At 45.3% G+C, this 26,642-nt stretch carries 22 protein-coding genes; 13 read left to right on the forward strand and 9 right to left on the reverse strand.

The window, feature by feature from the left end; translation table 11 throughout:
- Positions 1-150: 150 nt before the first annotated feature.
- Both LEP1GSC061_RS00995 and topA read left to right on the forward strand, forming a co-directional pair.
- Positions 151-999, forward strand: coding sequence for an oxygenase MpaB family protein (locus LEP1GSC061_RS00995; protein ID WP_016543807.1), 849 nt, complete (start codon positions 151-153; stop codon positions 997-999).
- Between the two features lie 34 nt (positions 1,000-1,033).
- Positions 1,034-2,863, forward strand: a complete 1,830-nt coding sequence (gene topA, locus LEP1GSC061_RS01000; RefSeq protein WP_016544013.1) for a type I DNA topoisomerase — start codon at positions 1,034-1,036, stop codon at positions 2,861-2,863.
- Here the strand turns inward: topA and LEP1GSC061_RS01005 are convergent.
- Both LEP1GSC061_RS01005 and LEP1GSC061_RS01010 read right to left on the reverse strand, forming a co-directional pair.
- Entirely contained in the window at positions 2,860-3,660 is an 801-nt protein-coding gene (locus LEP1GSC061_RS01005) for an ABC transporter ATP-binding protein (RefSeq protein WP_016543715.1), read from the reverse strand. The two genes, topA and LEP1GSC061_RS01005, sit on opposite strands and share 4 nt — an antisense overlap.
- On the reverse strand, positions 3,647-5,128 hold the full coding sequence (locus LEP1GSC061_RS01010) for an HDOD domain-containing protein (RefSeq protein WP_016543904.1): 1,482 nt from the start codon (positions 5,126-5,128) through the stop codon (positions 3,647-3,649). Before LEP1GSC061_RS01010 ends, LEP1GSC061_RS01005 begins: the two co-directional genes overlap by 14 nt.
- Positions 5,129-5,244: 116 nt before the next feature.
- On the opposite strand from LEP1GSC061_RS01010, the gene LEP1GSC061_RS01015 reads away from it, so the two are divergent.
- Positions 5,245-5,529 (forward strand): hypothetical protein, encoded by a 285-nt coding sequence (locus LEP1GSC061_RS01015; RefSeq protein ID WP_016543444.1) that lies wholly within the window; start codon positions 5,245-5,247, stop codon positions 5,527-5,529.
- Between the two features lie 72 nt (positions 5,530-5,601).
- Complete coding sequence (locus LEP1GSC061_RS01020; protein WP_016543340.1) at positions 5,602-5,835, forward strand: hypothetical protein; 234 nt, start codon at positions 5,602-5,604, stop codon at positions 5,833-5,835.
- Positions 5,836-5,931: 96 nt separating this feature from the next.
- On the opposite strand, the gene LEP1GSC061_RS01025 is transcribed toward LEP1GSC061_RS01020, so the two are convergent.
- From LEP1GSC061_RS01025 to LEP1GSC061_RS01035, 3 genes are all read right to left on the reverse strand, one after another.
- Complete coding sequence (locus LEP1GSC061_RS01025) at positions 5,932-6,786, reverse strand: hypothetical protein (protein ID WP_016543515.1); 855 nt, start codon at positions 6,784-6,786, stop codon at positions 5,932-5,934.
- Positions 6,787-7,020: 234 nt separating this feature from the next.
- Entirely contained in the window at positions 7,021-7,374 is a 354-nt protein-coding gene (gene panD / locus LEP1GSC061_RS01030) for an aspartate 1-decarboxylase (protein WP_040507536.1), read from the reverse strand.
- Positions 7,375-7,388: 14 nt separating this feature from the next.
- On the reverse strand, positions 7,389-7,922 hold the full coding sequence (locus tag LEP1GSC061_RS01035) for a type II toxin-antitoxin system antitoxin SocA domain-containing protein (protein ID WP_016543745.1): 534 nt from the start codon (positions 7,920-7,922) through the stop codon (positions 7,389-7,391).
- Positions 7,923-7,937: 15 nt separating this feature from the next.
- On the opposite strand from LEP1GSC061_RS01035, the gene LEP1GSC061_RS01040 reads away from it, so the two are divergent.
- The 6 genes from LEP1GSC061_RS01040 to LEP1GSC061_RS01065 all read left to right on the forward strand — a co-directional run bounded on the left by LEP1GSC061_RS01040 (position 7,938) and on the right by LEP1GSC061_RS01065 (position 18,087).
- The gene (locus tag LEP1GSC061_RS01040; RefSeq protein WP_040507860.1) at positions 7,938-8,579 is read left to right on the forward strand and encodes a lipoyl protein ligase domain-containing protein; all 642 of its coding nucleotides are present in this window, start codon (positions 7,938-7,940) and stop codon (positions 8,577-8,579) included.
- A gap of 77 nt (positions 8,580-8,656) precedes the next feature.
- Positions 8,657-9,628: an LIC_12071 family protein gene (locus tag LEP1GSC061_RS01045; protein WP_016543334.1), complete on the forward strand. Its 972-nt coding sequence runs from the start codon at positions 8,657-8,659 to the stop codon at positions 9,626-9,628.
- Positions 9,629-9,634: 6 nt separating this feature from the next.
- Positions 9,635-10,360, forward strand: coding sequence for an STAS domain-containing protein (locus LEP1GSC061_RS01050; RefSeq protein WP_016543432.1), 726 nt, complete (start codon positions 9,635-9,637; stop codon positions 10,358-10,360).
- Between the two features lie 34 nt (positions 10,361-10,394).
- Positions 10,395-11,984: a murein biosynthesis integral membrane protein MurJ gene (gene murJ, locus LEP1GSC061_RS01055; RefSeq protein ID WP_016543647.1), complete on the forward strand. Its 1,590-nt coding sequence runs from the start codon at positions 10,395-10,397 to the stop codon at positions 11,982-11,984.
- Between the two features lie 24 nt (positions 11,985-12,008).
- On the forward strand, positions 12,009-12,230 hold the full coding sequence (locus tag LEP1GSC061_RS01060; RefSeq protein WP_016543474.1) for a DUF167 domain-containing protein: 222 nt from the start codon (positions 12,009-12,011) through the stop codon (positions 12,228-12,230).
- A complete protein-coding gene (locus tag LEP1GSC061_RS01065; RefSeq protein ID WP_016543860.1) occupies positions 12,223-18,087 on the forward strand; it encodes an LA_1737 family protein in 5,865 nt (1,954 codons plus the stop codon). Before LEP1GSC061_RS01060 ends, LEP1GSC061_RS01065 begins: the two co-directional genes overlap by 8 nt.
- A 69-nt stretch (positions 18,088-18,156) precedes the next feature.
- Here the strand turns inward: LEP1GSC061_RS01065 and groL are convergent, their stop codons facing one another.
- Together groL and groES are read right to left on the reverse strand one after the other, a co-directional pair.
- Positions 18,157-19,797 carry a chaperonin GroEL gene (groL, locus tag LEP1GSC061_RS01070; RefSeq protein ID WP_016543729.1) on the reverse strand — a complete coding sequence of 547 codons (1,641 nt, stop codon included), beginning with the start codon at positions 19,795-19,797 and terminating at the stop codon, positions 18,157-18,159.
- 18 nt (positions 19,798-19,815) lie between these two features.
- On the reverse strand, positions 19,816-20,103 hold the full coding sequence (groES, locus tag LEP1GSC061_RS01075; RefSeq protein WP_016544064.1) for a co-chaperone GroES: 288 nt from the start codon (positions 20,101-20,103) through the stop codon (positions 19,816-19,818).
- 299 nt (positions 20,104-20,402) lie between these two features.
- Between groES and LEP1GSC061_RS01080 the strand changes: the two genes are divergently transcribed.
- The 3 genes from LEP1GSC061_RS01080 to amt all read left to right on the forward strand — a co-directional run bounded on the left by LEP1GSC061_RS01080 (position 20,403) and on the right by amt (position 24,931).
- Positions 20,403-21,914 carry a deoxyribodipyrimidine photo-lyase gene (locus LEP1GSC061_RS01080; protein ID WP_016543937.1) on the forward strand — a complete coding sequence of 504 codons (1,512 nt, stop codon included), beginning with the start codon at positions 20,403-20,405 and terminating at the stop codon, positions 21,912-21,914.
- Between the two features lie 70 nt (positions 21,915-21,984).
- Positions 21,985-22,326: an Mpo1-like protein gene (locus LEP1GSC061_RS01085; RefSeq protein ID WP_415751818.1), complete on the forward strand. Its 342-nt coding sequence runs from the start codon at positions 21,985-21,987 to the stop codon at positions 22,324-22,326.
- 337 nt (positions 22,327-22,663) lie between these two features.
- On the forward strand, positions 22,664-24,931 hold the full coding sequence (gene amt, locus LEP1GSC061_RS01090; RefSeq protein WP_016544085.1) for an ammonium transporter: 2,268 nt from the start codon (positions 22,664-22,666) through the stop codon (positions 24,929-24,931).
- On the opposite strand, the gene LEP1GSC061_RS01095 is transcribed toward amt, so the two are convergent.
- Both LEP1GSC061_RS01095 and LEP1GSC061_RS01100 read right to left on the reverse strand, forming a co-directional pair.
- Positions 24,932-25,339 (reverse strand): DUF5360 family protein, encoded by a 408-nt coding sequence (locus LEP1GSC061_RS01095; protein WP_016543991.1) that lies wholly within the window; start codon positions 25,337-25,339, stop codon positions 24,932-24,934.
- The gene (locus LEP1GSC061_RS01100; RefSeq protein WP_016544131.1) at positions 25,340-26,617 is read right to left on the reverse strand and encodes an adenylate/guanylate cyclase domain-containing protein; all 1,278 of its coding nucleotides are present in this window, start codon (positions 26,615-26,617) and stop codon (positions 25,340-25,342) included.
- Positions 26,618-26,642: the final 25 nt, after the last annotated feature.

A 26,642-nucleotide genomic window follows, 5' to 3' on the forward strand; every position in this document is an offset into this window, starting at 1 on the left:
CCAACCATTGAAGAAAAATAAAAGATTGCTTGTAAGATATTCTTATTTATCACGATTGTGTGAAAAAGATGCGCCTCCGCCTATGTGGATATTTTCTTCCAGGCTCCGGGAATCCGGATAAATTAGTAAGAGGCTTTAAGTAGGAATTCTATGGCCAATCGCTTTCAAGTATTAGAACAAATTCGGGACTTGGATCCTGAGAAAGATGCACAGAAAATCGTTTTCCTTTCGGGGAGTTACGACTTTCCCCAGGATGTAGAGATCTCTCTTGCGATCTCTTTCTTTCGAACCTTTGCAATTCCTTCCATTTCCAAGATTTTAGACGGAACCAAACAGTTCGAGAAGTCAGGACAAAAACGATACGACGATACCGCATTGATTCTCGCGGAATTTCTGGAAAACGGATTGGAAAGCGAAAGAGGTAAGGAGGCGATTCGAAGATTGAATCAAATCCACAAGCAATACGATATCAAGAACGAGGACTTCCTATATACACTAACCACCTTTATCTTCGAACCGGATCGTTGGAACGAGAGATTCGGATGGAGGAGGAGTACGGAGAAGGAGAGGTTGGCGAACTTTTATCTTTGGAAGAAGATCGGTAAATTGATGAATATAAAGAATATGCCGGAAACGTACGAGGAGATGTTGGACTTCAACCGCAGATTCGAAAAGGAGAATTTTCGTTATACTCCCGAGTCCGGGAATGTTGCCAGAGCCACTATGCAGATCGCCGCAAGTAGGCTTCCAAAAATTCCCGGCCTGAGATATCTGGTATTTCATTCCGTATATTCTCTCATGGACAAACCTTTACGGGATGCGATGGGATTTCCTTCTCCGAATCCTGTCGTAACAATACTTGCTTACCTAACTTTAAAGATTCGAGCCTTCATTCTTCGCTTTATATGGCCTCCCAGGACTTCTCCTTATTACGTAACGAAAAGAAAGAACCCCACTTATCCGAACGGATATTTGATTGAAGAGTTAGGCCCTCACTAGAATCATACGGTAGGACCTTAGGGTCCGGTTCCGAATGTCCGTTCTTCTCATCGTCGAGTCTCCAGCCAAAGTTAAAACCATCTCCTCTTATTTGGGAAAAGAATACAGGGTCGTTGCCACCTTCGGACATGTTTTGGATCTTCCCCCCGATAAATTAGGTGTGAAGATCCAAAAAGACTTCGAACCGGAATACGTTCTTTTAAAAGGAAAGAAGAAGGTTTTGTCCTCAATCCTAAAGGAGGCAAAATCTTCGGACCGGATTCTTATCGCTACCGACCCGGATAGAGAAGGGGAATTCATCGGTTCCATACTCGCCGATAAGATCGGCTTAAAGAAAAAAATCCAAAGAATCCGTTTCCAGGAGATTAGCCCGGATGCTATTCGTAGAGCGATGGAGAATCCCCTCCCGATAGATAAGGATCTTGTGGATTCCCAAAAAGCCCGGAGGATCCTAGACCGCTTGATCGGCTATTTGGTCAGTCCATTCTTATGGAAAGGCATAGGAAGCGGGCTCTCCGCGGGAAGAGTACAGTCCGTCGCTCTGAAATGGATTTGTGAAAGAGAAAAAGAAATCCGAGAATTTTTGCCTGTGGAGTCCTGGATCGTTTCCGCGAACGTAAGATACGGAAAAGATGAAAAAGAGACTCTATCCTTTTTTCCAAATCGGGACGCATTTAGTAACAAGGCCGATGCGGAGAAGTTTTTATCTGATATATTAAAGAAAACAAATGTTTTGGAAATTCAATCCAGGACGGAAAAGAAGGGGGAGACTCTTCCTCCTCCTCCTTTTACGACCTCCACTTTGCAGCAGGAGGCGTTTCGGATACTGAAATTTCCCGCATCCAAGACCATGAGATTGGCACAGGATTTATACGAGGGTGCCGACCTGGGAAAGGGGAGATCCCAAGGCCTAATCACTTATATGCGCACGGATTCCGTCCGAATGTCCGAAGAGGCAGTAGGAAAAATTCGTAGTAAGATCTCAACCTTCTTCGGTAAGGATTTTGTTTCGGAGAAAGCGATTTCCTATAGATCCAAAAAGACCGGGTCAAAATCCCAGGATGCACACGAGGCGATCCGCCCAGTCGATATTTTTTTAGAACCGAACGAATTGAGTAGGCTTGGAAAAGACGCAAAAAATCTATATGAATTGATCTGGAAGAGGACGGTCGCTTCCCAGATGAGATCGGAAAAATGGATCCGGATCGTCTTTCAAGCTTCGGCGGGAAGTACGGAATGGAAAGGCGAAGCAGTTTTTACATTGGATCCGGGATATAAAAAAATCTACGGGGTCTTACCGGAAAATTTTCCGAGTTGGCAGAAGGGCGATTCTCTACATCCGGAATCCTGGGATGTATCTTCCAAAACTACCGAGCCTCCTCTCCGTTATACGGAGGCGAGTCTCGTTTCCAAAATGGAAAAAGAAGGGATAGGAAGACCCTCCACTTTCGCAAATATATTAGAAACGTTATATAAAAGAAAATATGCTAGTAACGAAAAAGGGAGAATCTTCGCTTCCGCCCTAGGCGAAAAGGTGAATCTCTTCCTGCAGTCCGCTTTTTCCGAATTGTTCCGGGAAAAATTTACCTCGGAGATGGAAGACAAATTGGATTCGATAGCCGAAGGGGAAGAGTCCCGTTCCAGGGTCTTGGGCGATTTTTATTCCTTATTGGAATCCAACCTAAAGAAAGCCGACGCTAAAAAAATCTCCGCAGAATGGAAGGCTATCCCCAAGACTTCTCTTTACGGGATCTGTCCGGTCTGCAAACAAGGATACAGGGTCCAAAAAAAATCCGCTAAGAAAAAAACGTACTACGTTTGTTCCCGGTTTCCGGAATGCGATTATGCGGAATACGCGGACTAGGTCCTTTCCGTTAAGGCCATCCAGGTACCGTTTCGATTCTCCGCTTCGACCTTGCGGTCGTAAAGATTCGAAAGTCTCGCTCCCGTAAAGGCCTCGTGGATTTTTCCGGAATATAAAATTCTTCCCGATTTAAGAAGCGCTGCGTGTTCGTAAAAAGGAGGAATCTCGTCGATCCTGTGAGTGATATAGATGGAGGTAAAGGTTCTATTCTTCTTATAGGCGTCCAGGAAATCGATGAACTCCTCTCTGGCGGTCAGATCCAATCCGGAACAAGGTTCGTCCAGAATGACGAACTCTGGAGAAGTACACATGGCTCTTAGAAAGAGTACCTTCTTCTTTTCTCCGGAAGAAAGAGTACGAAAAAGTTGGTTTCTCTTGGCTCCGAATCCGTGTTCTTCCAGAATTCTCTCCGCCTCTTTTTCTTCCCAAGGATCCGATTCCCTATAGAATCCGATAGTATGAAAGAAGCCTGTCAAAAGAACCTCGTAAACGGTCAGACTTTTTTGCAAAGCGCTCTCTTGTTGGGAAGAATCCAGAATCCCTATCTTGTTCCGGAGAACTTGCAACGGAGTTTCTCCGAAGGTTTCGCCGAAAAGATTGATTCTACCCGCGGTGGGCCAGATGGAACCGTAGATCAGATTGACTAAGGTAGTTTTTCCGGCTCCGTTTCTTCCTAATAGGACCCAATGCTCGCCGGACCGAATATCCAAATCGATTCCGTCCAAGATCGCGTTTCCGGAACTATAGAATTTGATTCCATGAAGACTTAAAAGAGGAGTGGTTTCAGTTTTCTTCATTCGTGATCTCGTAAGCCTTTGCGAGCTTCTCACAGGTCTCTTCGAACTTGCGTTTATCGTCCAATTGGAATTTTTTCAGAATACTGGAATCCACCGCATAATAACTGACTTTCTTTTCTAGATAATCGCACATCATATTCGCCAAATATACGGAATCCACCAGATCCGCATATATGGTATTAGTCGCCATGAAGGCCCGATGATGGAACTCTATCATATGCACTAAATCCGGAGGAAAATCCCATTTTCTAGCAAGCATTGCGCCTAGACTAGGATGAGAGATCCCCGTTGAGATTTCCTCTAGGATAGTCGAGTTGGAAAGGTCCCTATGTTTTTGATAGGATGCCAATCGCTTGAACAAATTCGGATCTAAAGAGAGTAGGATGAATTTTCCCAAATCGTGTAAAAGAGCGCCGACTGCTGCGATGTCCGAGAGTTTTCCTAACCCGGCTCTTTGAGAGATTTGCCTTGCTATATAGCTGGTTAAATTGGAGTGATTCCAAACTTCTTGGAGTTTGGTGTATCTTCCCTCCATAATTTTTCTAACTCCGGAAACATAGAGAAGATTTCGAACGTTCTTTAGCCCTACCACCTTGACAGCTTGGACGATGGTATTCACTTTATTCCTACTCGCAAATCCGGCGGAGTTGGAAAGTTTCAATAGGTCCGCGCTGAGCGCCGGATTTTTCTCTATTTCATTCGCAATGACTCCAAGATCGGAGTCCGGATTATTACAAAGATTGATAATTCTTGTGAGTGTATTGGGAAGAGGAGGAAGTCCTTCCACTTCCGCAAGGATCTTGTCTTTGAGTTTGGTTGTGACATCCAGAGGAACGATCTGCTTGGGGATCACTAGAGTTGCCCGAGTTATCTTTCCGTCAGATTCTATCTTGAATTTGTCCGAACCTATCCCCGAATTTTTAAGTAGAAGTTGGATTAAAACTAACCCTAATCCCGCACTCTCTTGGCTATCCGACATGGAAAGGAAGGCGTCGGAAAGGTCGTTGAACTTACTTGCGGATTCCAATCTCGCTTTGATTCTTTCCATCTCTTGTGGAAGTAGAATCGCATCGTTTTCTACTAAAAAGATCAGGTTCTGGTTCATGATCTTTGCTCGGAGACGGACGCTTAAATTAGAACCCTTGAGTACCTTTTCCTGGTCGTCCCATTTATGAATGATCTCCTCCAGGAATCTACGCATCCCCTTGTTATAATGGGATGGCTCGTTGATATTCAGACCTTCGGAGAGAAAAAAAATCCGTTTCGCGTTGGCCTTATTGGCATTCATGAGGAGCTCTTTCAATACGGTAGAAACCACCTCGGTCAGAAAGAGTCGGTCCAAATTCCCTAGAGCCTGGAGTAAAAGTAAGTAAATCTGTTGGTGGTCCTCGTCCGAGATAAATCTGTATTCTAGATCGATCTCTTTTCCGGAAGCGAGAGTTTCTGCAAGCTCTGGAACGTTCAGCATTCCCTCAAAATTAGGCGCGAAGGCCTTCGTCGCAAGAAAAAAAACGCAAGCACCCCCTAGTCTCGGGGAATCGATTTGTCCGGGCCTATCGCTACACTATCTAAGGAGCCGGAAACATGGAAGAAGATCCTAAAAATACGGGAAGATTGCCGGAAGGGGAAGAAGGGGATTTGCAGGAGGAACTGAAGTTTTTCCTGGAGAATCGTCTAAACGGACTATTGGAAGAAGCGGAGAAATTCCGAAATTTCCGGACAGGACTTAAGACTCGTTCTCGTTTCCGGAGGAAAGAGGAGAATTCTGAGAAAAATCAGGGATACCTTCCCTTTATCTATCCTATCCCTCCGGTGAGGGAGGGAAATTCGGCTGAACCTGGGTCCAAGGCTGCTGGAGAGGAGGGATGAATCGCCTAGATTATTTTCTCATTAGCTAAATTAAGATGGACATTTCGCTAGGACGAATCATGGTATAGATGGATGGATAAAGACTTCTTCTACGAAGAGGGCCCTGAGGAACCGGGAAGCCGAGATATTTTAGATATCATGGATTCCTATCGGTATATGAATTCGTCCTACTTCTTTGATTTCCTTTCGGACGGAAGGTGGGATCACGGAAAAGGGTGGGTTGAAAAAAATATCGATCGAGGCCTATGGACCACCCGGTTCGTTCCGGGCAGCATCGATCGCTATCGTCGTCCACCTTCGACTTAAGCTTAGTCGTCACTCTAAGCGCCTGATCCCTTAAAAACAAAAAAGGACTCTTAAGAGTCCTTTTTCAATATTCGGAGCGAAAGCGAGTCCATATTTTTAGTTCACTAATTTCAATCCGTTAATGTCTATGATCTTGCGATAGACCAATTTGTTCTTTTCCTTTTGAGGGTTGAAGATCAAAACCACAACCTTATTGAACGTGAAATAACCGGGACGATATTCCGTGTAATGGTGGGAGAAGATGGACGTCTTGTATTTCGCGTTGTAGATCGTATAAGTATGTTTGCTCAAGGAATCGTGCTTTTGCTTCTGCAAATCTTCCGGAGTCTGAGCGACGTAATTGCTGATCAGAACCTTATCCTTTGGAGGGCCTTCTTCTCCGTATAGAACGATAGGAAGAGCATCTTTAGGATTATTGGTCAGATAATGCATGAGTTCATTTAGACTAGGATTCGGCATCTTGACTTTCTCACCCTTAGCAATCCTATCGTCGTAGCCTTTCTTGACCTCTCCGTAACGTTTTTCTCCCCAGACGGCCTTATTGTCTAATTTGACCGGAACTAGGTTATGGAAGTTTACCACTCTGGTATCTTCCTCTACGTCGTAATTTCTCCACTTAGGAAAGGGAACCAGATCCCTATGGTCGTCGACTTTCGCCTTGGAGGTCTCGTTTACCGCAAGAATGTAGACGGCGAAGTTTGCCGCGTCGAAATCACGGTTTTCCAATTCTACCAGCACGTCCATGAACTCGCCTTTTCCGTTGTCGGAGTGTCTACGGAAGAAGGACACATCCTTAACCAGTAGGCGATCGTCGTAATAGGCGAGAGGGTAAAACTCCACGCCCTCAGAGCCGGATTGCTTTCCGTCTCGTTCCGCGTTGTTTTGGCCGGACGCTGTGGTCCCCAAAAGCAGGAATAGTAGGATGAAAGAGTATTTAGTGACGGATTTCATGCGTGTAATGATCCCAGTACGGTTCTTCCTATTGAATATCGACAAAACGACCCGGAAACTTAGCCCGGCTTTTTCGTTTTTAACGAAAAAAGGAAATTCTCCCGGATATCCTAATGCCGGGGAAACTTAGTGTAGCTTAGGCTCGGTATTTCGTCCAGCCGGTTTCCAAGGCTAGGATTGAGGCAAAACCGCTTCGAGAACGGGATTTTAGGAGAATCTATCCTGGATGGCAGTTTATTTCTTAATATGGTTCTTGTCGTCGACTAGAACAACCTGGGGTTTATATCCCTTAGGAAGATCTTTCTCTTCCAAGGATCCGTAGGAGATAATGATGACTTTGTCTCCCTTCATTCCCAGTCGAGCGGCCGCTCCGTTCAGGCAGATTTCTCCCGAGCCCCTTTTGCCTTCGATCAGATAGGTTTCGAAGCGAGCGCCGTTATTTACGTTCACAACGGAGACTTTTTCGTAAGGATACATTCCGGCAGCATCTACCAAATCCATGTCGACCGTCAGACTTCCTTCGTAATTGAGATCCGCGTCCGTGACCGTAGCTCTGTGGATTTTGCCTTTGCAAACAGTAATGACCATTATTTCAAACCCGGTTACTCGCTAAAAAGTACCTTAAATATTTTGCCCGAGATATTCAAAAGCGTTTTTCTCTTAAAGAAATGGATTTTGGTATTAATCGTTTCCTTACTAAACTTAATTTCCGAGAAAAGCGGTGTAATGACATAGTTTTCGTAGAGATTCGGATACACCCGATTCTCGTCGTAAACGCTTCCCTTAAAATTTTCCAAGATCTTTCGTAGGATTCTTTTTTCCTGACGGTTCAGGTCGATCTCGTCTTCATGAGCGGGGCCCACCCAAGTCAGTAGATATCCGGAAATCCCCTGTTCCGTCAATTTGGGAGTCACATCAATTAGACGGTTTTCCTTCAGATGAAGTAACGCCTGATTCAATTCCATAGGGTAAGGAGAATCTTCTAAATGGATGTATTTTTGTTCCGTAATCACTTTGGCGTATTTTTGGAAGAATAGACCGTCCGCCAAATAGATCAATTTGGCCAGTTCCTGACGATTTCTCCCTCGGGGAGATCTTTGGAGGATAAAGGAGATGACTTCGAGCAGCTTTTCCATGGACCCTTTCCTCTAGTGAAGGCTTTTTCTTTTAAGACTCCCGTTCCTTACGAAAGATACGTTCTCTTCCAAGAAAAATCTAGGGCGAGAAGGAGGGAATCGATTCTATTTTTAGAACACCCTCTTACGATTACCGGAGGGATCAATTACAATATCGGAAACCTACTCCGAAACCAGGAATTCCTAACGGAAAAAGGGATTTCATTGCATTATATCAAGAGAGGAGGGGACTTCACCGCTCACGAACCGGGCCAGATCGTGGTGTATCTTCATTTGGATTTGAAAAAAAGAAATTTAGGAATTTCGGAATTTCTGGATTCCGTTCTCGGTTCGGCCAAGCAGGCATTCCAAGAGGTTTGGAATCTAGAACTTGTGAAGAATCCGGAGGCTCCCGGTTTGTATCTAGCCTCGGATCCAAGACTGAAAATTCTCTCTATCGGAGTATTATTCAAATCCTGGTTCACGAGTTACGGAATCGCTCTCAATGTATCCAACGATTTTTCCGCATTCCAATGCATCCATCCTTGCGGAGGGGATTGGAGATCCATGACTTCCGTGGCAAAGCTAGGCCTACCTTCCGGAGAAGAGAAGAAGAAGGAGTGGATCCGTATATTCTCCGATCGGATCCGAGAAAATTTTCATCCGAGCGTAGTTTAAGAACCTATTCTTCCCGGATTTTGTTCTTTAGAGAATGAGCGAAATCGGCCGATTCTCAATAGAAGAGAGGTTCTCAGGTGCAGATTTTCAAACATATACTATTCTTCTTCCTGGCGCTTTTGATTTGCGAAGGGATCGCCGTGGGTGCCACCGCCTGGTCCTATCTGGAATCCTCCTTGGCGGCTTTCGAACAGATCCGAGATCTATCCGACCAGAGAGCCAGGGATACGATCGGAGCGATCTCCAAATCCAGCGAAGGAAAACTGAGTCCCGAAAAAGTCGCCGATCTCAATTTCGCATTCCATCGTTTGGTGGCGGTTACTTCCGCGGATAAAGAAGGATTTAAAATCACCGAACTCTCGATCGTGGATGACTCAGGGATCGTGCTTGCCTCCTCCAACGAAAAATTCCTGGAAACTCCTAGGGCCAAGAGAAAGCCTGAGGAAAAATTCCAGTCCGCTAGTTATACATCCGCCCATCGTTTGAGAAAATGGCAGATCGGAGTTCCCGTACTATTGGATAAGCAACCCGTTTCGGAGAATGAAAAATTCCTGAAGGCGATTTCTCCTTATTTTCCTGAGATACTCCAACCGGAGGTCCTACTTTCTATGGCGGTCTATCAGGAAAACAAATTGGAACGAGTCGCTTCTTTGCATATGATTTACGAAAGGGGAAATTTCGCGCATTTCGTTAGAGTGCAATCGGAACTTTTTCTTTGGAATTTGCAGAATAACGCCATCGTCGCGCTTATTTGCGCGTTAATATTAGGATTCGCTCATTTACTTATAAAAAGCATTCGCACTTCCTTTACTCCTTCCGGAGAATACGTGGTGCCTCCTGCAAACCCTCCTCTTTGGGAGAAGGTGGATTTCGCTACGACTCAAGGGCCAGTTCGTTGGCAAGGACAGGAAATGACTTCCGTTCCGGATAGATCGGTTCCCGCTCGTAACGAAGTATTGGAGAAGGCTATGCCGGTCCCGCATGCGGTTCCTTTAGCGGAAGCCCATAAGGAAAAGGCGGAAGTACTGGACGCAATCTACTTAGGATAATTTTTCTTGGAAATTCGAACTTCTAAACTCGGAAAAATCGCGAAGGTGGCTCCCGGAGGAGTCCTGGACTCCTACGCTTCCTTCGATTTGGTACGTTTTATCAAAGCCAAATGGGAAGAAGGAGATAGACTCTTTCTCTTGGACGCTTCCGGAATCGAATACTTGGAAGAAGAAGGAATTTCCGCCTTAAACGAGCTTCGAGTATTTTTCGATAAGCACGGTGGGAATATAGCATTCTATCGTTGGAATGAAGAAAATAGACTCGTTCTAGGATTATTCGGTTTGGACCAAGCACAAGGATTCTTTTCCGAAGAGAAAGAAGCGGAAGTCTGGCTCTCCTCTTTGAAAGTGGAAGATCTTAGGACAAAACCGGAACCGAGCTATCAAAGTATCTCTCAGTTAAGAAAGACTAAACCGGTTCAATTCTACGCTTCTTCCGTTCCGAAGGCTCCGGACTCCGACGTCTATGTGCCGGAACTCAGCTCGGTTCCTCTTTCCGAATCGGGGAGGGAAGACTCTTCCAAAGAGACCGAGAGACTCAAGAGCAATTCCTTGGAAGCTTCCGTGGAACGGGAGAAGGCAGTCTTCCAGGAAAAGATTCTATTTTGCGAATCTTGCCGTTCTCGTTTGAGGATCAAGAGCATCGGTCGACACCAATGTCCTAGTTGCGGAATTCAGTTTGACGTGAGTAGGACAGGCGGAGTTCGCTACTTGGAGAAGCTACTCGATTAGTTTCTTTCCGGTAGAACCGGTCGTGTAGGATCTCTTGTCCCAAGCCGCAAAAAGAAGTTTCGCTCTTTCCTTTTATACGCTTTTATCCCGCATTTTAGGTCTCTTCAGAGACCATTTCATGGCGGTCTCCTTCGGAACCGGTATGGTAGCCTCCGCTTTTTCGGTGGCTTATCGTCTGCCGAATATGTTCCGCAACCTTCTTGCGGAAGGGACCCTCTCCCAATCCTTTATGCCTTTGTATTCCCAATTCGGCAAAGAGGGGGAGGAAGCCGCGAGAAGAATGAGTGGCGCAGTCTTGAGTTTTCTTTTCGTGGTTCTCGCCGCTTTGGTGGCCCTCGTATTCACATTCTCTCCTTGGGCGCTTCCGATCATTGTGGGGGGAAGTTTAGAATATTCCGGATTAGTGATAGAGTTCACTTATATTCTTTTTTTTCTCATCATTACCTCCAGTCTTTCCTCCATTTATATGGCGATCTCGAACGTAAAGAATCGATTCTTCGTTCCTTCTCTTTCTCCTATCATCCTGAATCTGAGTTACCTTACGATATTTCTGGGAGTATTCCCTTTCGTAGATTGGGATATGGTAACCAAAGCCAGAGTCCTCTGCTTCGGAATCGTAAGCGGAGGAGTGATCCAATTGATAGTGCAGGCCAGATACGTTTCCGGAAACGGAGAAGGGCCGATCTTTTCCTGGAATTATAAGCATCCCGCTATCGCTAAGATTTTTCGTTTAATGCTTCCTGCCGCGATAGGCGGGGGATTCTACCAATTGGGTCTTTTAATAGACATTTTTTGGGCCAACTGGGTCCAAAACAATCATCCGGGATTAGGAGCGGTGGTGAGTTTGGATTATTCCCAAAGGCTCGTTCAGTTGCCTACCGGGATCATCGGTGTGGCCCTTGCCACTACCACGTTACCTGCATTACTCGGGGCTTTGCGGGAGAATCGACAATCGGAAGTCCCGGGAGAAATGCTCGGAGTTTTAGGCTTCGCTTCCTTTTTGACGGCTCCAGCGGCTTTGGGTATCGGGATACTTGCCTCTCCGATTCTGGACTCCATCTATTACGGAGGTAAATGGGATCATATAGCGACGGAAACCGCGGCGCTGCCTTTGATTTTTTATTCGGTGGCCGTCCCTTTTTATAGTATGAATAAGGTACTCATTTCCACATTTTACGCCTTTCAGGATACTACGACCCCTCTTCTCGTCCAAGCATTCACGTTTTGTCTGAACGTAATATTAAATTATCTTTTAGTACCTTATTTGGAACATTCGGCGATCGCTCTCTCCTCCGCCGTCTCCACCCTGGTCACCTGGTCCGTCCTTTCCTCTAACGTTAAGAAACATTCCATTCATTTTCCTTGGAGAGGATTCATCGGAAAGGTCCTTCGGTTACTCGGTCCCCTTTTTCTCATGGGGGGATTTCTGGTCGTGTTTCGATTTTTGGTTTATCCGGCGGCGCTCTCTTTCTTCGAGGACAAGGGCTTTAGTTATGCCAATTCCTCCAGAATCTGCCTAATCCTTGCGATTCTGCCCGCGGCTGCGATTTTTTTCGGATCGAGTCTGCTTTTCGGACTGGAAGAGATAAGATTAATCACTGGAAAAATTTTTCGTAAAAGATAGATTTGTCCGACATTTTCGGAAACGATGAGAATCCAAGTTAGGATAAAGCCGAATTCCAAGAAACCTTTCGTGCAAAAGGGAGAGGATGGAATTTGGATCGTCGCGGTAAGAGAACCTGCCCTGGAGGGAAAGGCCAATAACGCTCTAATTCGGGCTGTGGCGGCCGAGTTGGACCTCCCACAGTCGCGGGTACGCTTAGTGCGGGGCGAGAAAAGTAGACTCAAGATATTAGAGATAGATGATTAAGACTTCGTGCAAATATTCCTTCTCTTTTTCTCGGTCGGTTCGGATTATCGGACTACTTGCCGTTCTACTCTTCAATTCCGGCATATTCTCCCAATCTAAGAATTATTTCGACGATCTAACGTCGGAAAGAAAGCCCATCTTAGGAAGCGAAAAGGAAGATAAGTATGCCTTTCGATTTCCTCCCTTCGCTAGCGTGGAAAGTTGGGGACCGCATTTTTCCGTCCAGACTCTAGCATTATTTTCTTACACGAATTATCCTAGGTTTAAAGAAGTCTCATTCTTTCCCTTTTACAATCGGCTTTGGGCCAAAGAAAGCGATTCTTATCGGCATTATCTCGTTCCGTTTTTTTACTCCCAAAGGATAGAAGAGGCGAGCGGAGTCTCCGGCTTTCAATTTTCCCTTTTGCACTATCGACAGTACCAAACGGGAGCGAATTTCTCCGAGGAGTCCGTTCGATTTCCGTCCTTTCTTCCTTTATTCGGAGGCGAGAATTCGGTACTAAACGGTCAAGAGACTACGTTCCGATATGCGGTTCCGTTTCTATTCTTCCAGAAGCGCTCGCCCGAAACGAATTGGACTCAATTTCTACTCTTTCATTCAGGGAAGGATCGGGACTCTTCCTATGGTGCTATCTTTCCGTTTCTCTTTTGGGGGTCCGGAAACAATCGTAGGCATTTAAGTTTTTTTCCTCTTTGGTATTACGATTCCAACGATTCCAGTCGGGAAGGATCCTTTTTGACTCCCTTATTCGGCCAGGTTTGGAAGGACCGAGTGACCGTGGATAATACGGAAGAGGAAAGGTTCAGTTACTTTCTTCCTTACTTTAGAAATAGTATCCGAGAGAACGGAGAGTTAAAAAGATATAGGTCCTTTATTCCGGTCCTTTTTTATAGAAAATTCGAAAAGGACGCGGGAACGAATACGAATCTACTCGTTCTCGGAGGTTGGAATTCGGATGCGAAAGGGGATTATAAGTCTTCCTATTTCTTTCCGTTTCTATTCCACGAAAAGGGGGAGAAATTCGTTCTATTTCCCGCTTACTTCGATTTAGGTAAGGAAAAATTCGGGATTCTTCCGGCTCCTTTCTATTATTATAGAACCGCCACCAGTTCCCAATTTTATATTTTAAATACCTATTATTCTAAGGATTGGAAAGAATCCACTTTTCTGTTCTTTCCTCTGTTTTATAGAAACGTAAAACTTTCAGAGAGGACTACGGTTGCGCCCCTATTCTATAGAAACATAACCGAGGATCGTGCGGTTACCTATTTCTTGAATTCTTATTGGGAAGCGGAAAAGAACGGGAATTGGAGTTTTCTATTCTTCCCCTTATTCGCTCATTCGCAAAAAGGAGACGGATATACGAATTTCGGGCCTATTTGGTATAGGGATACGGAAGGAAAGTCTTCTAGAACTCTTTTCGTAAATACGTACCTTTCTTGGAATCAGGAGGGAGAGTTTGATCGAGGGATCTTCTTTCCGTTACTATATTATAAATCTAAGGAATACTTTCATATTTTTCCCGTATATTTCGATACGAGCAGGGAAAAATTCGGTCTATTTCCGTTTCCATTCTATCATTACGACGATTCCTATCGCACTCGCACTTATGCTTTAAACATGCTCTATTCTTCCGATAAGAACGGGGACTGGAGTTTTCTGTTTTTTCCCCTTTTCTATAGGTCCCATACCGGATCGGAGAACACCACGTTTGCTCCGGCCTTTTATAGGAATTCGGATGGACTTTCCTCCAAGAATTATATTCTGAATTCGTATTGGTCCTATAATAAATCCGGAGAACTGGATCGTGCGGTCTTTTTTCCCTTACTGTTTTATAAGTCCAACGATTATTTTTCACTACTTCCTTTTCTGATAAAAGGAAATCGAACGGAGAACGAATACACTCTACTCCCGGCGCTTCTTACCTATTGGGATGAAGATCGACTTTGGGTTGCGAATACGTATCTCAAAAAGGATTCCAAGTCCGGAGATTATCGTCGGGTGACTATCTTTCCGTTCTGGTCCTATACCAGGAACGAAGAGGAGAGAAGTTATCTTCTTTTTCCCTTTTTCTATCGTGCGATAAATTCCTCGGAAACGAAGACGGTCGCTCCGCTTTACTATTCGTATCATTCTTCCGAAAAGGATTATTCCTTATACTTCCTTTACGAGACCTTCGAGTCAAAAAAAGAATCCACTCGTAGGGTTTATCCGTTTTATTTTTCCGGCTCGGATGACAGAGGTTCCTATTGGAACTTCCTGGGGATCGCAGGGAGAGGTTTCGGCAAGGAAGGGGACGCCGAGTATAGCTACGCCTTTCCCTTATACTTCTATAAAAAAGACAGCTATCGCTTGTTTATTCCGTTTTTCTTTCGTTTAGGATATGACGAGAAGCACTATAGGCATTTCGGAATATTCCATTATTGGAATAGATCTCCGGAGAAAGATAATACTTGGATCTGGCCTCTGTTGTGGTTCTCGAATGTGGACAAGGTACGTAAGGAGGATTTCACTACTTGGTTCCCCTTATATTGGAATTGGAATACCCCCAGGAGCAAGGGAGACATACTTCTTCCTTTTTACCTGAATTACGAGGAAGCGGATAAGTCCTTACAATTGGTTTTAGCATATTCTTATTCCCAATCCCTGGGTAATTTCGGAGGGTCCGCCGGTGTCGGGTCCAATGATAAGGAATATTTCATCGATACGGACCTGGGAATCTTCTATAATCTTTTTAGCATATCCAAGAGGACTGCTATTCCCAAGGACCAATTGCTTTGGTGGAGGGAAAATCATCCGGAAGAGGAGCCTACGAAGGAGAGTCCCGTCCCGGCGGTTTCTTCCGGAGTAAAGCAGGAAGAGAAGGTCGGAATCAATCGATATCATAGACTTTTGCGGGAGAATGTCCGTTCTTTCTGGGGTGTCAGCGCTTTATTTGGAATTTTCAGTTACGAAGAGGGGGACGATAGACGTCATTTGCGTCTTTTGCCTTTGAGTTGGTTCTCTTGGTCCAAAACTTCCGACAATAAGGTGTATGCGGCTCCGTTTTTCTTTTATAGCCGCATCGCGGACGAATCCTATTTGCTAGTCTTTCCGTTTTACGGAAGACAAAGCCAGTCGGAGGATTATCTGGAATCCTATCTTTTGCTCGGATTCTTAAGAAGCAAACAAGGGGAAACTAGGGATTATTCCGTTCTTTGGCCTCTTACTCGTTTGTATTATTCCCCGGATTCTTGGGGATTTAGATTCTTTCCTCTGGTTTCTCACGAGGAGACAAAGGCGGGCACTCGCACTCTTTCTCTGTTATATTATAGAAATTTAAACACCGAAGGGAGCGTGACCACGAGTTCCTTTCATAGTATAGCTTTACCTCTGATTCATTATAATTATGAGACCACTACCACGGACGAGGGGACCTGGAAGAAAGGAACGGATATGTTCCTTCCCTTTTATCTCAGAAATTCCACGGTCACTAAGACCGCGAGCGGAGTATTCTCATACGGAGAAGTCTATACTCTTCTATCCCGATACAAACACGCGAATCGTTTGGACGGAACTTCCTCTTCCGAATTCATTTCTCCGCTTTATTATTTTTCCAGGGAGAGAAAGGCGGGGCAATCGGAAGAAGAAGCCCAAAAATTCGATTTTCTTCCGATTCCTTGGGCGTTTTGGCAAAGGGATTCCGTTTCGAGTAAATTCTTCCTTTTGGGTTATTATTCGGAAAGAACGGAAGTCTCTAATTATACTACTTTTCTGGGACTAGTTAGCTCTTCCGAGACTAGGACGGGAACTCGCAGCGAGAGCTCTTTTAGAATGTTTCCGTTCTATTTCTACGGTAAGGAGACGGATGGGAATAAGATCTTGAGCCAATATTCGACCGTGCCGATCCTATTCAGCTGGAGTCGGGAGAAAGATAAACGCTCTTTGAATATATTAGGATTCTTGAATTCCGTCAGTTCCGATTCGGAGGATTCCTTCGCTTTTCTTCCGTTCTTTTATAAAATTTCCCAAACGGAGAATTCTCCCCAAGGGATCACAGAGATTCGGACCGTTTACACTCCGTTGGCAAAATACGAAAGCCGTAAAGAATCGAACGGAACTTCGGTGACTAGTTTTCTGTCTCCGTTCTATTATTCCTATCGATTCTTAAGGGGAGGGGAGCCGGAGGAGAATGCAACCAAGCTGGATTTTTATTTGATTCCCGGTTTGTATTGGGAGAGGAGCCCTAAAGAGTCCACATTCTTCCTATTAGGATTTTATAGGGAAAGGACGGAATACTCCGGCGAGACTAGTTTCCTCGGGCTGATTTCTTCTTACGATTTCCATGTGGGAAGCAGAACGAAGGAATCATTCCAGGTCGTTCCTTTCTATTTCTCCAGTTTGGAAAAAGAAGGAGAGAAGGAGTTGAGAAGTTCTAGGACGATTCCGATTCTGTACCATTCTTCTCGTGAAGGAGAAAGTAGTAGTTGGAATGTTCTGGGCCTTTTAAACGGAACAAAATCGGAGACCGAAGAATCGTTCGCTTTGTATCCTTTCGTTTCGATTACGGATACGAAATCGAAAAATTTCCAGACCAGAACGGTTTGGGGGATTCCTTTTTATTACGACAAAACGGAATATGTGGGAGGAAATTCCAATTCTCTTTCCGTGAATCCTCTGGGAGTGTTTACTCGTTCCAATCATAATTCCTACCAAACCGATACTGTTTTTTGGTTTTTACCGATTCCCACTTTGTATTATGAAAAGAGTGTTTCTCCTCTTGGAATCGTGAATCGTGAGCTGAGTTTTCTGGAATTGATAACTTATAAAAGTAGGGAAGATACCAAGGAAGGAAAAGTGGACAAGACCGAGTTTTCGGCTTTCCTTTTCGCGTCCGGAAAATCGGAGACTTATCCGACCCAAAGCGGTTTGAGATCGGAGTCGCAGTATTATATTTTCCCTCTTTTCTGGTTAGGTAGGGAATCGTTGGCGAACCAGTCCAAAACTCATCTTAATTTCTTAATATTTGCGGATTACTCGAGCGAATCCGTTACCAAGAGCTCCAGACTTATCCTCGGGCCATTCTTCCATTTTGCGGAGGCGAATTCCAGAACATTCGGAATATTTCCTCTTGCCTTCTGGCAAAACGATACCAATTCCAATTCTTGGGGCGTTCTACCTTTGGTGTTTAGAAAGAAAGAAGTCGATTATTCTTTCTGGTTCGCTTTGGGGGTCTACGGTTATTCCGACTCCGAGGAGAATCGTTGGGGATTCGCAGGTCTTGTGGATACAAGTTACGAGTCGAAACGTAAGCGTAGGAACTTGAATCTATTCCTAGGATTGATCCATACGGAACTCGAGGAATCCAGGACGCAAGTGGCGATTTTGGGCGGAATACTCGGAGGATACGAGGGGCGTCCCGATTATTCCGACGCGAATTTTCTTTGGTTGAGATACCGTTCCTCTCCGGGGGATACTCTCGCGAATTTCCTTCCAGTCTACTATTATCATAGGGACGCGGATGGAACTGCGGCCTTAGTGCCTCCGATACTCGGATATTTCTCTTCCGAGAAAGACGGAAGATTCGATATGCTGGGCCTTGGTCTTCTTTATTATAGGAACCAGAGAATTTCTAAGGAAGAGGATTTGATGCTCGTGGGTCCGGGATTGTTCTATTATAAACAGACTCCGACGGCGATGGGACTGCATTCGATGGGAATCCTAGCTCTTCCGGTTATGGGAGGTCTTCTATGGGATTGGGAATACGAGACGAGAACTAGCTACAGCAGATATTCCATTCTGAACATATTATATAGCAGGACAACGAGAAAAGACGGAACCCAGTTCAGTAGGATTCTGGGATTTAAAATAGAATAATATTCTAAAAATAAAAAAGCCGAGGAAAAATTCCCCGGCTTTTACTTTTCCGAAAGGAAGAGGGCAACATTACATCATGCCGCCCATTCCTCCCATACCGCCCATTCCACCCATAGGAGGCATTCCGCCGCCGTCTTTTTCAGGTTTGTCGGTGATTGTAACTTCCGTAGTTAACAACATTGATCCGATAGAAGCAGCGTTTTGTAGTGCAGAACGAACTACTTTCGCAGGGTCAACGACTCCGGCTTGTAGTAGGTCTTCCCAAACCATTGTAAGTGCGTTGAAACCTTCGTTTCCTTTCTTACCTTTGGCTTGTTCTACGATCACGGATCCTTCCAGACCTGCGTTAGAAGTGATCATACGGATCGGTTCTTCTAATGCGCGGAAGATGATTTTTGCTCCAGTAGCCTCGTCGCCCTCTAATTTAAGAGCTGCAACTGCTTCTTGAGCTTTTAGTAGAGTTAATCCACCACCTGGAACGATTCCTTCCTCTACTGCTGCGCGAGTAGCTGAAAGTGCATCTTCCACACGGTGTTTTTTCTCTTTCATTTCCACTTCGGTAGCCGCACCTACGTGAATCACCGCGACTCCCCCCGCGAGTTTCGCTAAACGCTCTTGGAGTTTTTCGCGATCATATTCGGAAGTGGTGTCGTCGATTTGTTTTTTGATCTGACCTACACGGCCTTGGATATCTTTGGAAGCGCCTTGTCCTTCGATGATGGTGGTGTTTTCCTTATCGACGGTTACTTTTTTAGCACGTCCCAGTTGTTGAACTGTTGCGTTTTCCAGTTTCATCCCGAGGTCTTCGGAAATCACTTGGCCACCGGTAAGGATTGCGATATCTTCCAACATCGCTTTACGACGATCTCCGAATCCAGGAGCTTTAACAGCCACGCAAGAGATAGTTTTACGGAGAGTGTTTACTACGATAGTAGCCAACGCTTCTCCTTCCACTTCTTCTGCGATAATGACTAAAGGTCTTCCTGCTTGAGCCACTTTTTCCAACACGGGAAGAAGGTCTCTCATGGAAGAGATCTTCTTGTCGTAGATCAGAATATAAGGATCGCTTAAAGTCGCGATCATCGCTTCAGGATCGGTTACCATATAAGGAGAAACGTATCCACGGTCGAATTGCATCCCTTCTACCACGTCTAAAGTGGTTTCGATGGATTTTGCTTCCTCTACGGTGATGACTCCGTCTTTTCCGACTTTGTCCATAGCATCTGCGATCAGATTTCCTATATCCTTGTCGTTGTTTGCGGAGATGGTCGCAACGTTAGCGATGTCTTTTTTGTTTTCGATCTTTACGGAACGTTTTTTGATACTTTCTACCGCTGCATTGACCGCTTTATCGATACCGTGTTTAAGTGCCATAGGGTTTGCACCGGCGGTAACGTTCTTCAATCCTTCGTTAACGATAGATTGAGCGAGAATGGTTGCCGTAGTGGTTCCATCTCCCGCAACGTCATTCGTCTTGGTGGAAACTTCTTTCACCATTTGAGCGCCCATGTTCTCGATAGCGTCTTCTAATTCGATTTCTTTTGCGACGGTAACCCCGTCTTTGGTGATCGTGGGAGAACCGAATTTCTTGTCGATGACTACGTTTCTTCCCTTAGGACCTAAGGTTACTTTTACAGCGTTCGCCAGTTTGTTGACGCCTTCTAGGAGTTTACGTCTCGCTGTTTCGTCGTATTCTATAACTTTTGCCATTTTTCTTTCCTCGGCCGATTACTTTTTCACGATGGCAAGAATGTCGCTTTCGCGGATGATTAAGTATTCTTTACCGTCGGATTTGATTTCAGTTCCGGAATATTTGCCGTATAGAACGACGTCACCGGGTTTAACTTCCAGGGGCACAAGCTTTCCGTCTTCATAACGTCCGCTTCCTACCTCTACAACTTTTCCCTCTTGCGGTTTTTCTTTAGCCGTATCAGGAACGAAGATGCTGCCGATTTTTTCTTCGGCTTCTTGTTTAGGTTCAACCAAAACACGGTCGCCCAATGGTTTAATCGCCATGACTTTCTCCTCTTAGAGTCTCTTAGCACTTGTAGTATATGAGTGCTTGAATTTAAGTTCCAGGAAAAACGAAACAGGGGTAGGCGGTCAAGCACTTTCAAGCGGAGAGTGCTAATTCCCGCCTTAAAAACCCGGTTCGGTAGGGAATTTTTCATTTCCCGATTTTCAGATTGGGGAGTCTAATCGCCTCCTCCTCGGTACGATTTATGCCTAGGCATAAATCACTCGGGACGGGCCCCTGGGGTTATAGGTATAAGTCTTGGGTAGAAGGTACTACATTGGATGAGAAGGGATAGGCTTTGTTTTCAGAGAAGAATTTGATTCGAGTGAGAGAGGGAAATAAGAAGCCGGTTCGGGAAGAAGGAGAATTCGTACTGTATTGGATCCGGGCGAACCGACGACTGGCATGGAATCACAGTCTGGATTATTCCATCCATTTGGCTAAGAAGTTTGGAAAGCCTCTGGTGATTTTCGAATCCGTAAGGATGGACTTCGAATGGAGTTCCCCTAGGCTCCATCGTTTTCTTTTGGAAGGAATTTGCGATACTGCGGAGGAAGCCAAAAAAAAGGGCTTCACCTACTGGGCATTCATAGAGACCGAAGAGGTCTCTTTGAAGAATGTAGTACCTTCTACCTTAAGTCGTTCGGCCCTCGTCGTTACGGACGATTTTCCCTGTTTCTTTCTCCCGGCGCATGCGGAAGAACTATCCCGCACCTTGGATTGCAAGTTTCTTCTGGTGGACTCGAATTCAGTAGTACCCCTTACCGCTTACGAGGCCTCTTACGTGTATGCCAGGGTACTTAGGCCAAGGTTACACGACCGGTTTTTGGAATCCTTTGCATTTCATTCCGATCCGAAACCGAATTCCAAAGGAATCCCTTCTTCCGATGCTCTAAAACCTCCGGAATATCTATTTTCTACAGATCGGAAAGACATAGATTCCGTTTTGGCCCGGATGAAATCCAGGTGTCCTGATGTAGTACCTTATACAAATCGGATCGGAGGTAGAAAAGAGGCGCTTCGACTTATGGCGAAATTCTTAAAAGAGGGCCTCCCCTTTTATTCGGAAGAAAGGAGCGAACCCCGCCCTCCGGAGACTTCCCGGTCTTCGTCGCTTTCTCCCTATCTGCATTTCGGGATGATTTCTTCCGAAGAATTGACTCTTGTGGCACTACAATCGGATCCTAGGGTTACCTGGACTCCCGAAACGATCAACCATTCTCAGAGAGGAAAGAACGAAGGATTCTTCCATCCGAATCCAAATGTGAATTCCTTTTTGGACGAACTATTAACTTGGAGAGAATTGGGTTTTCTATTCTTCCATAAGTCTCCCGACTTTCGAAAGGATCTTTCCATTCTACCCGATTGGGCTAAGAAGACATTAGAATTTCATAAATCGGATCCTAGAAAATACGTTTATTCCAAGGAAGAGTTGGAAAACGCCAGAACCCACGATCCTATTTGGAACGCCGCCCAGAAGGAATTAGTTCTAACCGGCTCCATGCAGAATTACTTAAGAATGCTTTGGGGAAAAAAGGTGATAGAATGGACTCGTTCTCCCGAGGAAGCTTTTTCCATATTAGAAGATCTGAATCACAAATACGCGTACGACGGTCGGGATCCGAATTCCTATACCGGGATTTTATGGTGTTTCGGGGCCTTCGATCGACCCTGGTTTCCGGAAAGGGAAATTTTCGGGACGGTCCGTTACATGTCTTCGGAATCCGCGGCCAAGAAATTTAAACTCAAGCCCTATCTGGATTTTATCCATTCCTTAGAAGGGAAGAAGGAGCCGGGTCTTTTTGCATAACGAACGTTATTTGATTTGAAAGAGAAAGGCTTGCGAAATCTTCTCCTTGGTATATTCTGTAATCCGGAGGATGACAATGTCCGAAAACAAAAAATACGAAACATTACAGGAATTCTGGCCCTTCTATCTGAGAGAACATTCGAATAAAATGAATCGTGTGTTTCATTTCATAGGAACGACCTGCGCTTTGATTTTTATCATTTCTTCCCTGGTTTTTCTGAACGCTTGGTACTTATTGGCGGCCCTATTTAGCGGATATTTCTTCGCTTGGATCGGTCACTTTTTTCTGGAAAAGAATCGTCCTGCCACCTTCATCTACCCGTTTAAGTCCTTTGTCAGCGATTGGAGAATGTACTTCTGCACAATCACCGGACAGTTGGACAAAGAACTCCAAAAGGCAGGAGTAAAATAGCAAAATAGTTCCCACCTGAATTCTTCGATTCTTCCGGAGCTCTCCATCGACTTCGGAAGGATTCCTGCCTTCTCTCCTTTTCGTTCTCCTCTTTGATGAATTTCCGAATGCTCCATACTAACTAACGGATCCTAACGTATTTGTTTCCCCCATTTGGGGGATGGAAAGAATTCACACCATTTAAGGAATAGGCTTTTCTCTTAAACAAGTACGTTATTGGACATTATTACCGCTTGCGTTATTCGAGTCCGGATTCGAAATTCTTAAGCACGATTTCTTTTTTTCCTTCTCAAGGTGGAAATTCCTTTTACTCTGCCCGCGAGACCTGGGGGTTTATTTGGATTCCGTTTTACCCGCCGCAAAGGCTTTGGCAAAGAATGTGGACGTACTTTGGATCACATTCGCTTCCGCTCTCGTGTTTTTCATGCAAGCGGGCTTTCTTCTCTTGGAATCGGGCCTGGTACGCTCCAAGAACTCCATCAACGTAGCGATCAAAAATCTTTTGGATTACGTGGTCGGAACGATTTGCTTCTTCCTTCTAGGTTACGGTTTCATGTACGGAACCTCCTGGAACGGTTGGATAGGGAAGGATTTGTTCCTACTCGAGGGCTTGGAAACCGGAAAAGAATTCGCTTTCTTCCTATTCCAGGTCACTTTTATGGGAACTGCTGCAACCATCGTATCGGGTGCTGTAGCGGAGAGGATCCGATTTCAGGCTTATTTGATCTGTTCCTTATTCGTATCTCTTATCATTTATCCCGTATTCGGGCATTGGACTTGGGGAGGGGGATGGCTCGGGCAGGCAGGCTTTCACGATTTTGCGGGAAGTTCCGTAGTCCATTCCGTGGGTGCTTGGGTATCCTTGGCTGGAGTCATCGTTTTAGGTCCTAGAAAAGATCGCTTCGATTCTTCCGGTAAACCTAGGGAATTGTACGGTCACAATCTACCTTTCTCCGTTTTAGGAACTTTTATCCTTTGGTTCGGTTGGTTCGGGTTCAACGGCGGCAGTACTCTTTCTCTCACGGACGACGTTCCTCGCATTATAGTTAATACTAGTTTGGCTGCCTGTGCAGGTTGTTGTTCCGCGATCGCCTTCGATTATATTACGAAGGGATTGCCTCATGTGGGAGGAGCGATCAACGGAGTGTTGGGAGGGCTCGTTGCCATCACAGCGGGTTGCGACGTCTTGAGTCCCGCATCTTCTCTTATAGTGGGATTTATTTCGGGCCTGCTTGTGGAGTTCACCGTTTATGCGATGGAAAATTGGCTCAAGTTGGACGACGTTGTCGGTGCCTTCCCAGTTCACGGTATGGGAGGAATCTGGGGAACGATTGCGGTTTGCATCTTTGCCAAGGACGAATCCTTAAGAAGTTTGGATCAGTGGCAGGTGCAATTGGTCGGAGTTGCAGTATGCGCCGTTTGGGCCTTTTCTATGGGGCTCGTACTATTTTTCTTAATGAAATTCACGATTTCCATTCGGGTGAGTTCAGAAGAAGAGGAAATCGGTCTGAACGAATCCGAACATGGGGCCAAGACTGTATGGTTGGATCTAATGAACGCCATGAAATACGTTGCGGATTCCAAGGACCTACGAAAAAGGATCGAAGTCGATCGCGGTATGGAATCGGGAGCCGTAGCCGAGCTTTTCAATCGGCTTCTCTTGAGTCTGACTCAAATCATTTCCGTAGTTAAGGAGAATTCGGATAAGATAGAAAGCGAATCCGAGTTATTGGACACCTCCACACTAAATATCACGAAGGAGATCCAAAAGCAGAAGGAAAGGACGGAAACCGTAAGGAATACCTCCGATCTCTTGGAGTCATCCTTAAAGGCGGTCCTGGATCTGGTCCGAGAGGAAAGAAAGAGATCCGGAGAAATGAGAAGAATGTCGGAAGAAATGTCCGAAGGAATGAAGGAACTCCAGCAAGAAATCCGTTCTTCCGGTATGATCGCGAATTCCATCCAAGATATCGCGTTTGCGGGCGAAAAAACTCTGGAAAACACAGTGAAGAGTATGCAAGGCCTGAACGGTTCCGCGAAGAAAGTCGAGGAGCTCGTAGTGATTCTGCAAAAGATCGCAGAGCAGCTCGGCATGTTGTCCATCAATGCGTCCATCGAATCCGCGAGAGGAGGTGATAAAGGTTTTGCCGTAGTCGCCGAACAGATATCCGTTTTGGCCGAAAAGACCTCCAGTAACGCCAAGCAGGCGAATAAATATTTGAGAGAAATCTGGGATACTGTAAACGGTTCCTTATCCTCTCTTTCCGTCACAGTGGATTCCTTTAAATCCATCCTGGGCAAGGTCCCCGAACTTTCCAAAAATATGAAAAACGCTTTGGAGTCCGTTCTTTCCTATTCTTCCAAATCGGGAGAATTGGAGGAGTCCATACAATGGGTGGCGGGCTTAAGCGAATCCGTCGCGGGGGATATGGAAAAACGTTATGCGGAACTTAATAGAATGCGGGACTTTTTCGGCGAGTTGGAGGACGGAGCCGTTCGAATCGGAAATCTATTGGAAGACCTACAGAAGATGAGCCTGATGCTTAGCGGGCAAACGATTCGCATGCACAGAGTGGTGGATACGTTCCGGATCGAGGCCGGTTGACTAATGTCGGATAAGTTTAGGAAAATAGAATAAGGGATAGATTAGTAGGTATCCGTTCGCGATCCACCAGCTCCAATTATAGTCGGATCGAATCGTCCAGAAGGCGAGAGCCTGGAGGCCGGAAGCGAATGTAAGAGCCAAGGAAACGAGCGCCAAGGCTCTCCATTCTTTTTTTCCCGTTTTGGAAAAGTAAAGGCTAGTCAGTCCGGTAAAAGATATGAATAGATCCAGGGGTAGAAAGGACCAGTTCCAAGCGGACAGGATCGGATTATCGTAATCCTTGAAAAGATATTCTTCCGGAATGGCATGCACCAAAGTGATGGCCCAGTAGAGAATAAACCCGATATCGGTGGCTAAAAAGAACCACCGAAGTCCTTTAAACTTTTGGATTTCATTTTTAAGATCCAATTAGGCTCCTACCGCGACTACCGTAACGAGTTTTTCCTTTCCTTTTACCTGGACTGGAGGAAGGGTTTCTCCCCTGAAATTGGCTCCCGCTAATTTCCAGGTGTCTTCGGACACCAAAAGCTCTTTTCCGAAATTCTTGGTCAAGGATTCGATTCGGGAAGCAGTATTGACTGCGTCTCCGATCACTGTAAATTCCGCTCTTTGGCTGGTTTCTATGTTTCCGGAAAATACTTCTCCGGTATGGATTCCTATTCCGATTCTTACCGGTTCCAGGCCTCTTTCTTCTCTTGCCTTATTGAATTCTCCTAATTTTTCCAACATACGTTGCCCGCATTGCAAGGCTCGAATTGCATCCGAAGCGGGATCTTCCGATGGATAGGGAGTTCCGAATGTGGCCATAACCGCGTCCCCGATGTATTTGTCCAGGGTTCCTCCGAATTCAAAAACGCAATCGGTTAATGTTTCTCTAATGGAAGAAAGAAAACGGCTCAGTTCCAGAGGATCCATATTTTCGGACAACGCGGTGAAATTACGGATATCCGTGAAGAGTATGGTGGCTGTCTGTCTTCTACCTTCTAAAACGTCGGGATTGGACATCATTTCCTCCACCATTCCGGGAGAGAAATATCTGGATAGAAGGGAACGTTGCGCTTCTCCTTCTCCTATTCTTCGTATCATGATAAGCGTCCTAAGGATTCCGAAACAGAAGAAGAAACCTAAGATCAGATATATAACGGGTCTACCGAATAGGATATCGGAGAGTAGAACGTTCGGACCCATCACGTAGTCCCCCCAGTCCTTCGCGAAATTGATCCGATCGAAAGCGACTGCGTATCCGAGTATTCCGAAATAGATCGAGTAAAAGAGCACGATGCTCAAAAGTACGAATCGAAGGCGAAATTGTATCAAGGAAAAGGCGAGGGGAAATAGAAAGAAATTCATCATTGGATTCTTGATCGCGAATCCCAAGTCGAAAGTGTTCTGGTGCAGACTATAATATAACAGTATTGCCGTTATGATTATGAAATCGGCGAATAGGGCCAGATACGCGTATACTTTAATCGCCCAGGTGGGACAAGTGCGAATGACGACGGAATGACCCACGGTGATCAATGCGAAGAATGCGATTCCTATTCCGTTGGCAAGCATACTTCCGCTTTTCCAATTGGCGGCGATTTGCAGAGCGAAGAAAAGAAGTAGAATATAGCGAAACACATTGGAAACATAAGCACCCAGGAGTTCCTCGTTTTCGAGTACCTTCCGAACCGAATCGTTCATATGCTTGCGATCCGTCGTGTTCAGT

This window comes from Leptospira wolffii serovar Khorat str. Khorat-H2, from assembly GCF_000306115.2.
Lineage (GTDB): Bacteria > Spirochaetota > Leptospiria > Leptospirales > Leptospiraceae > Leptospira_B > Leptospira_B wolffii.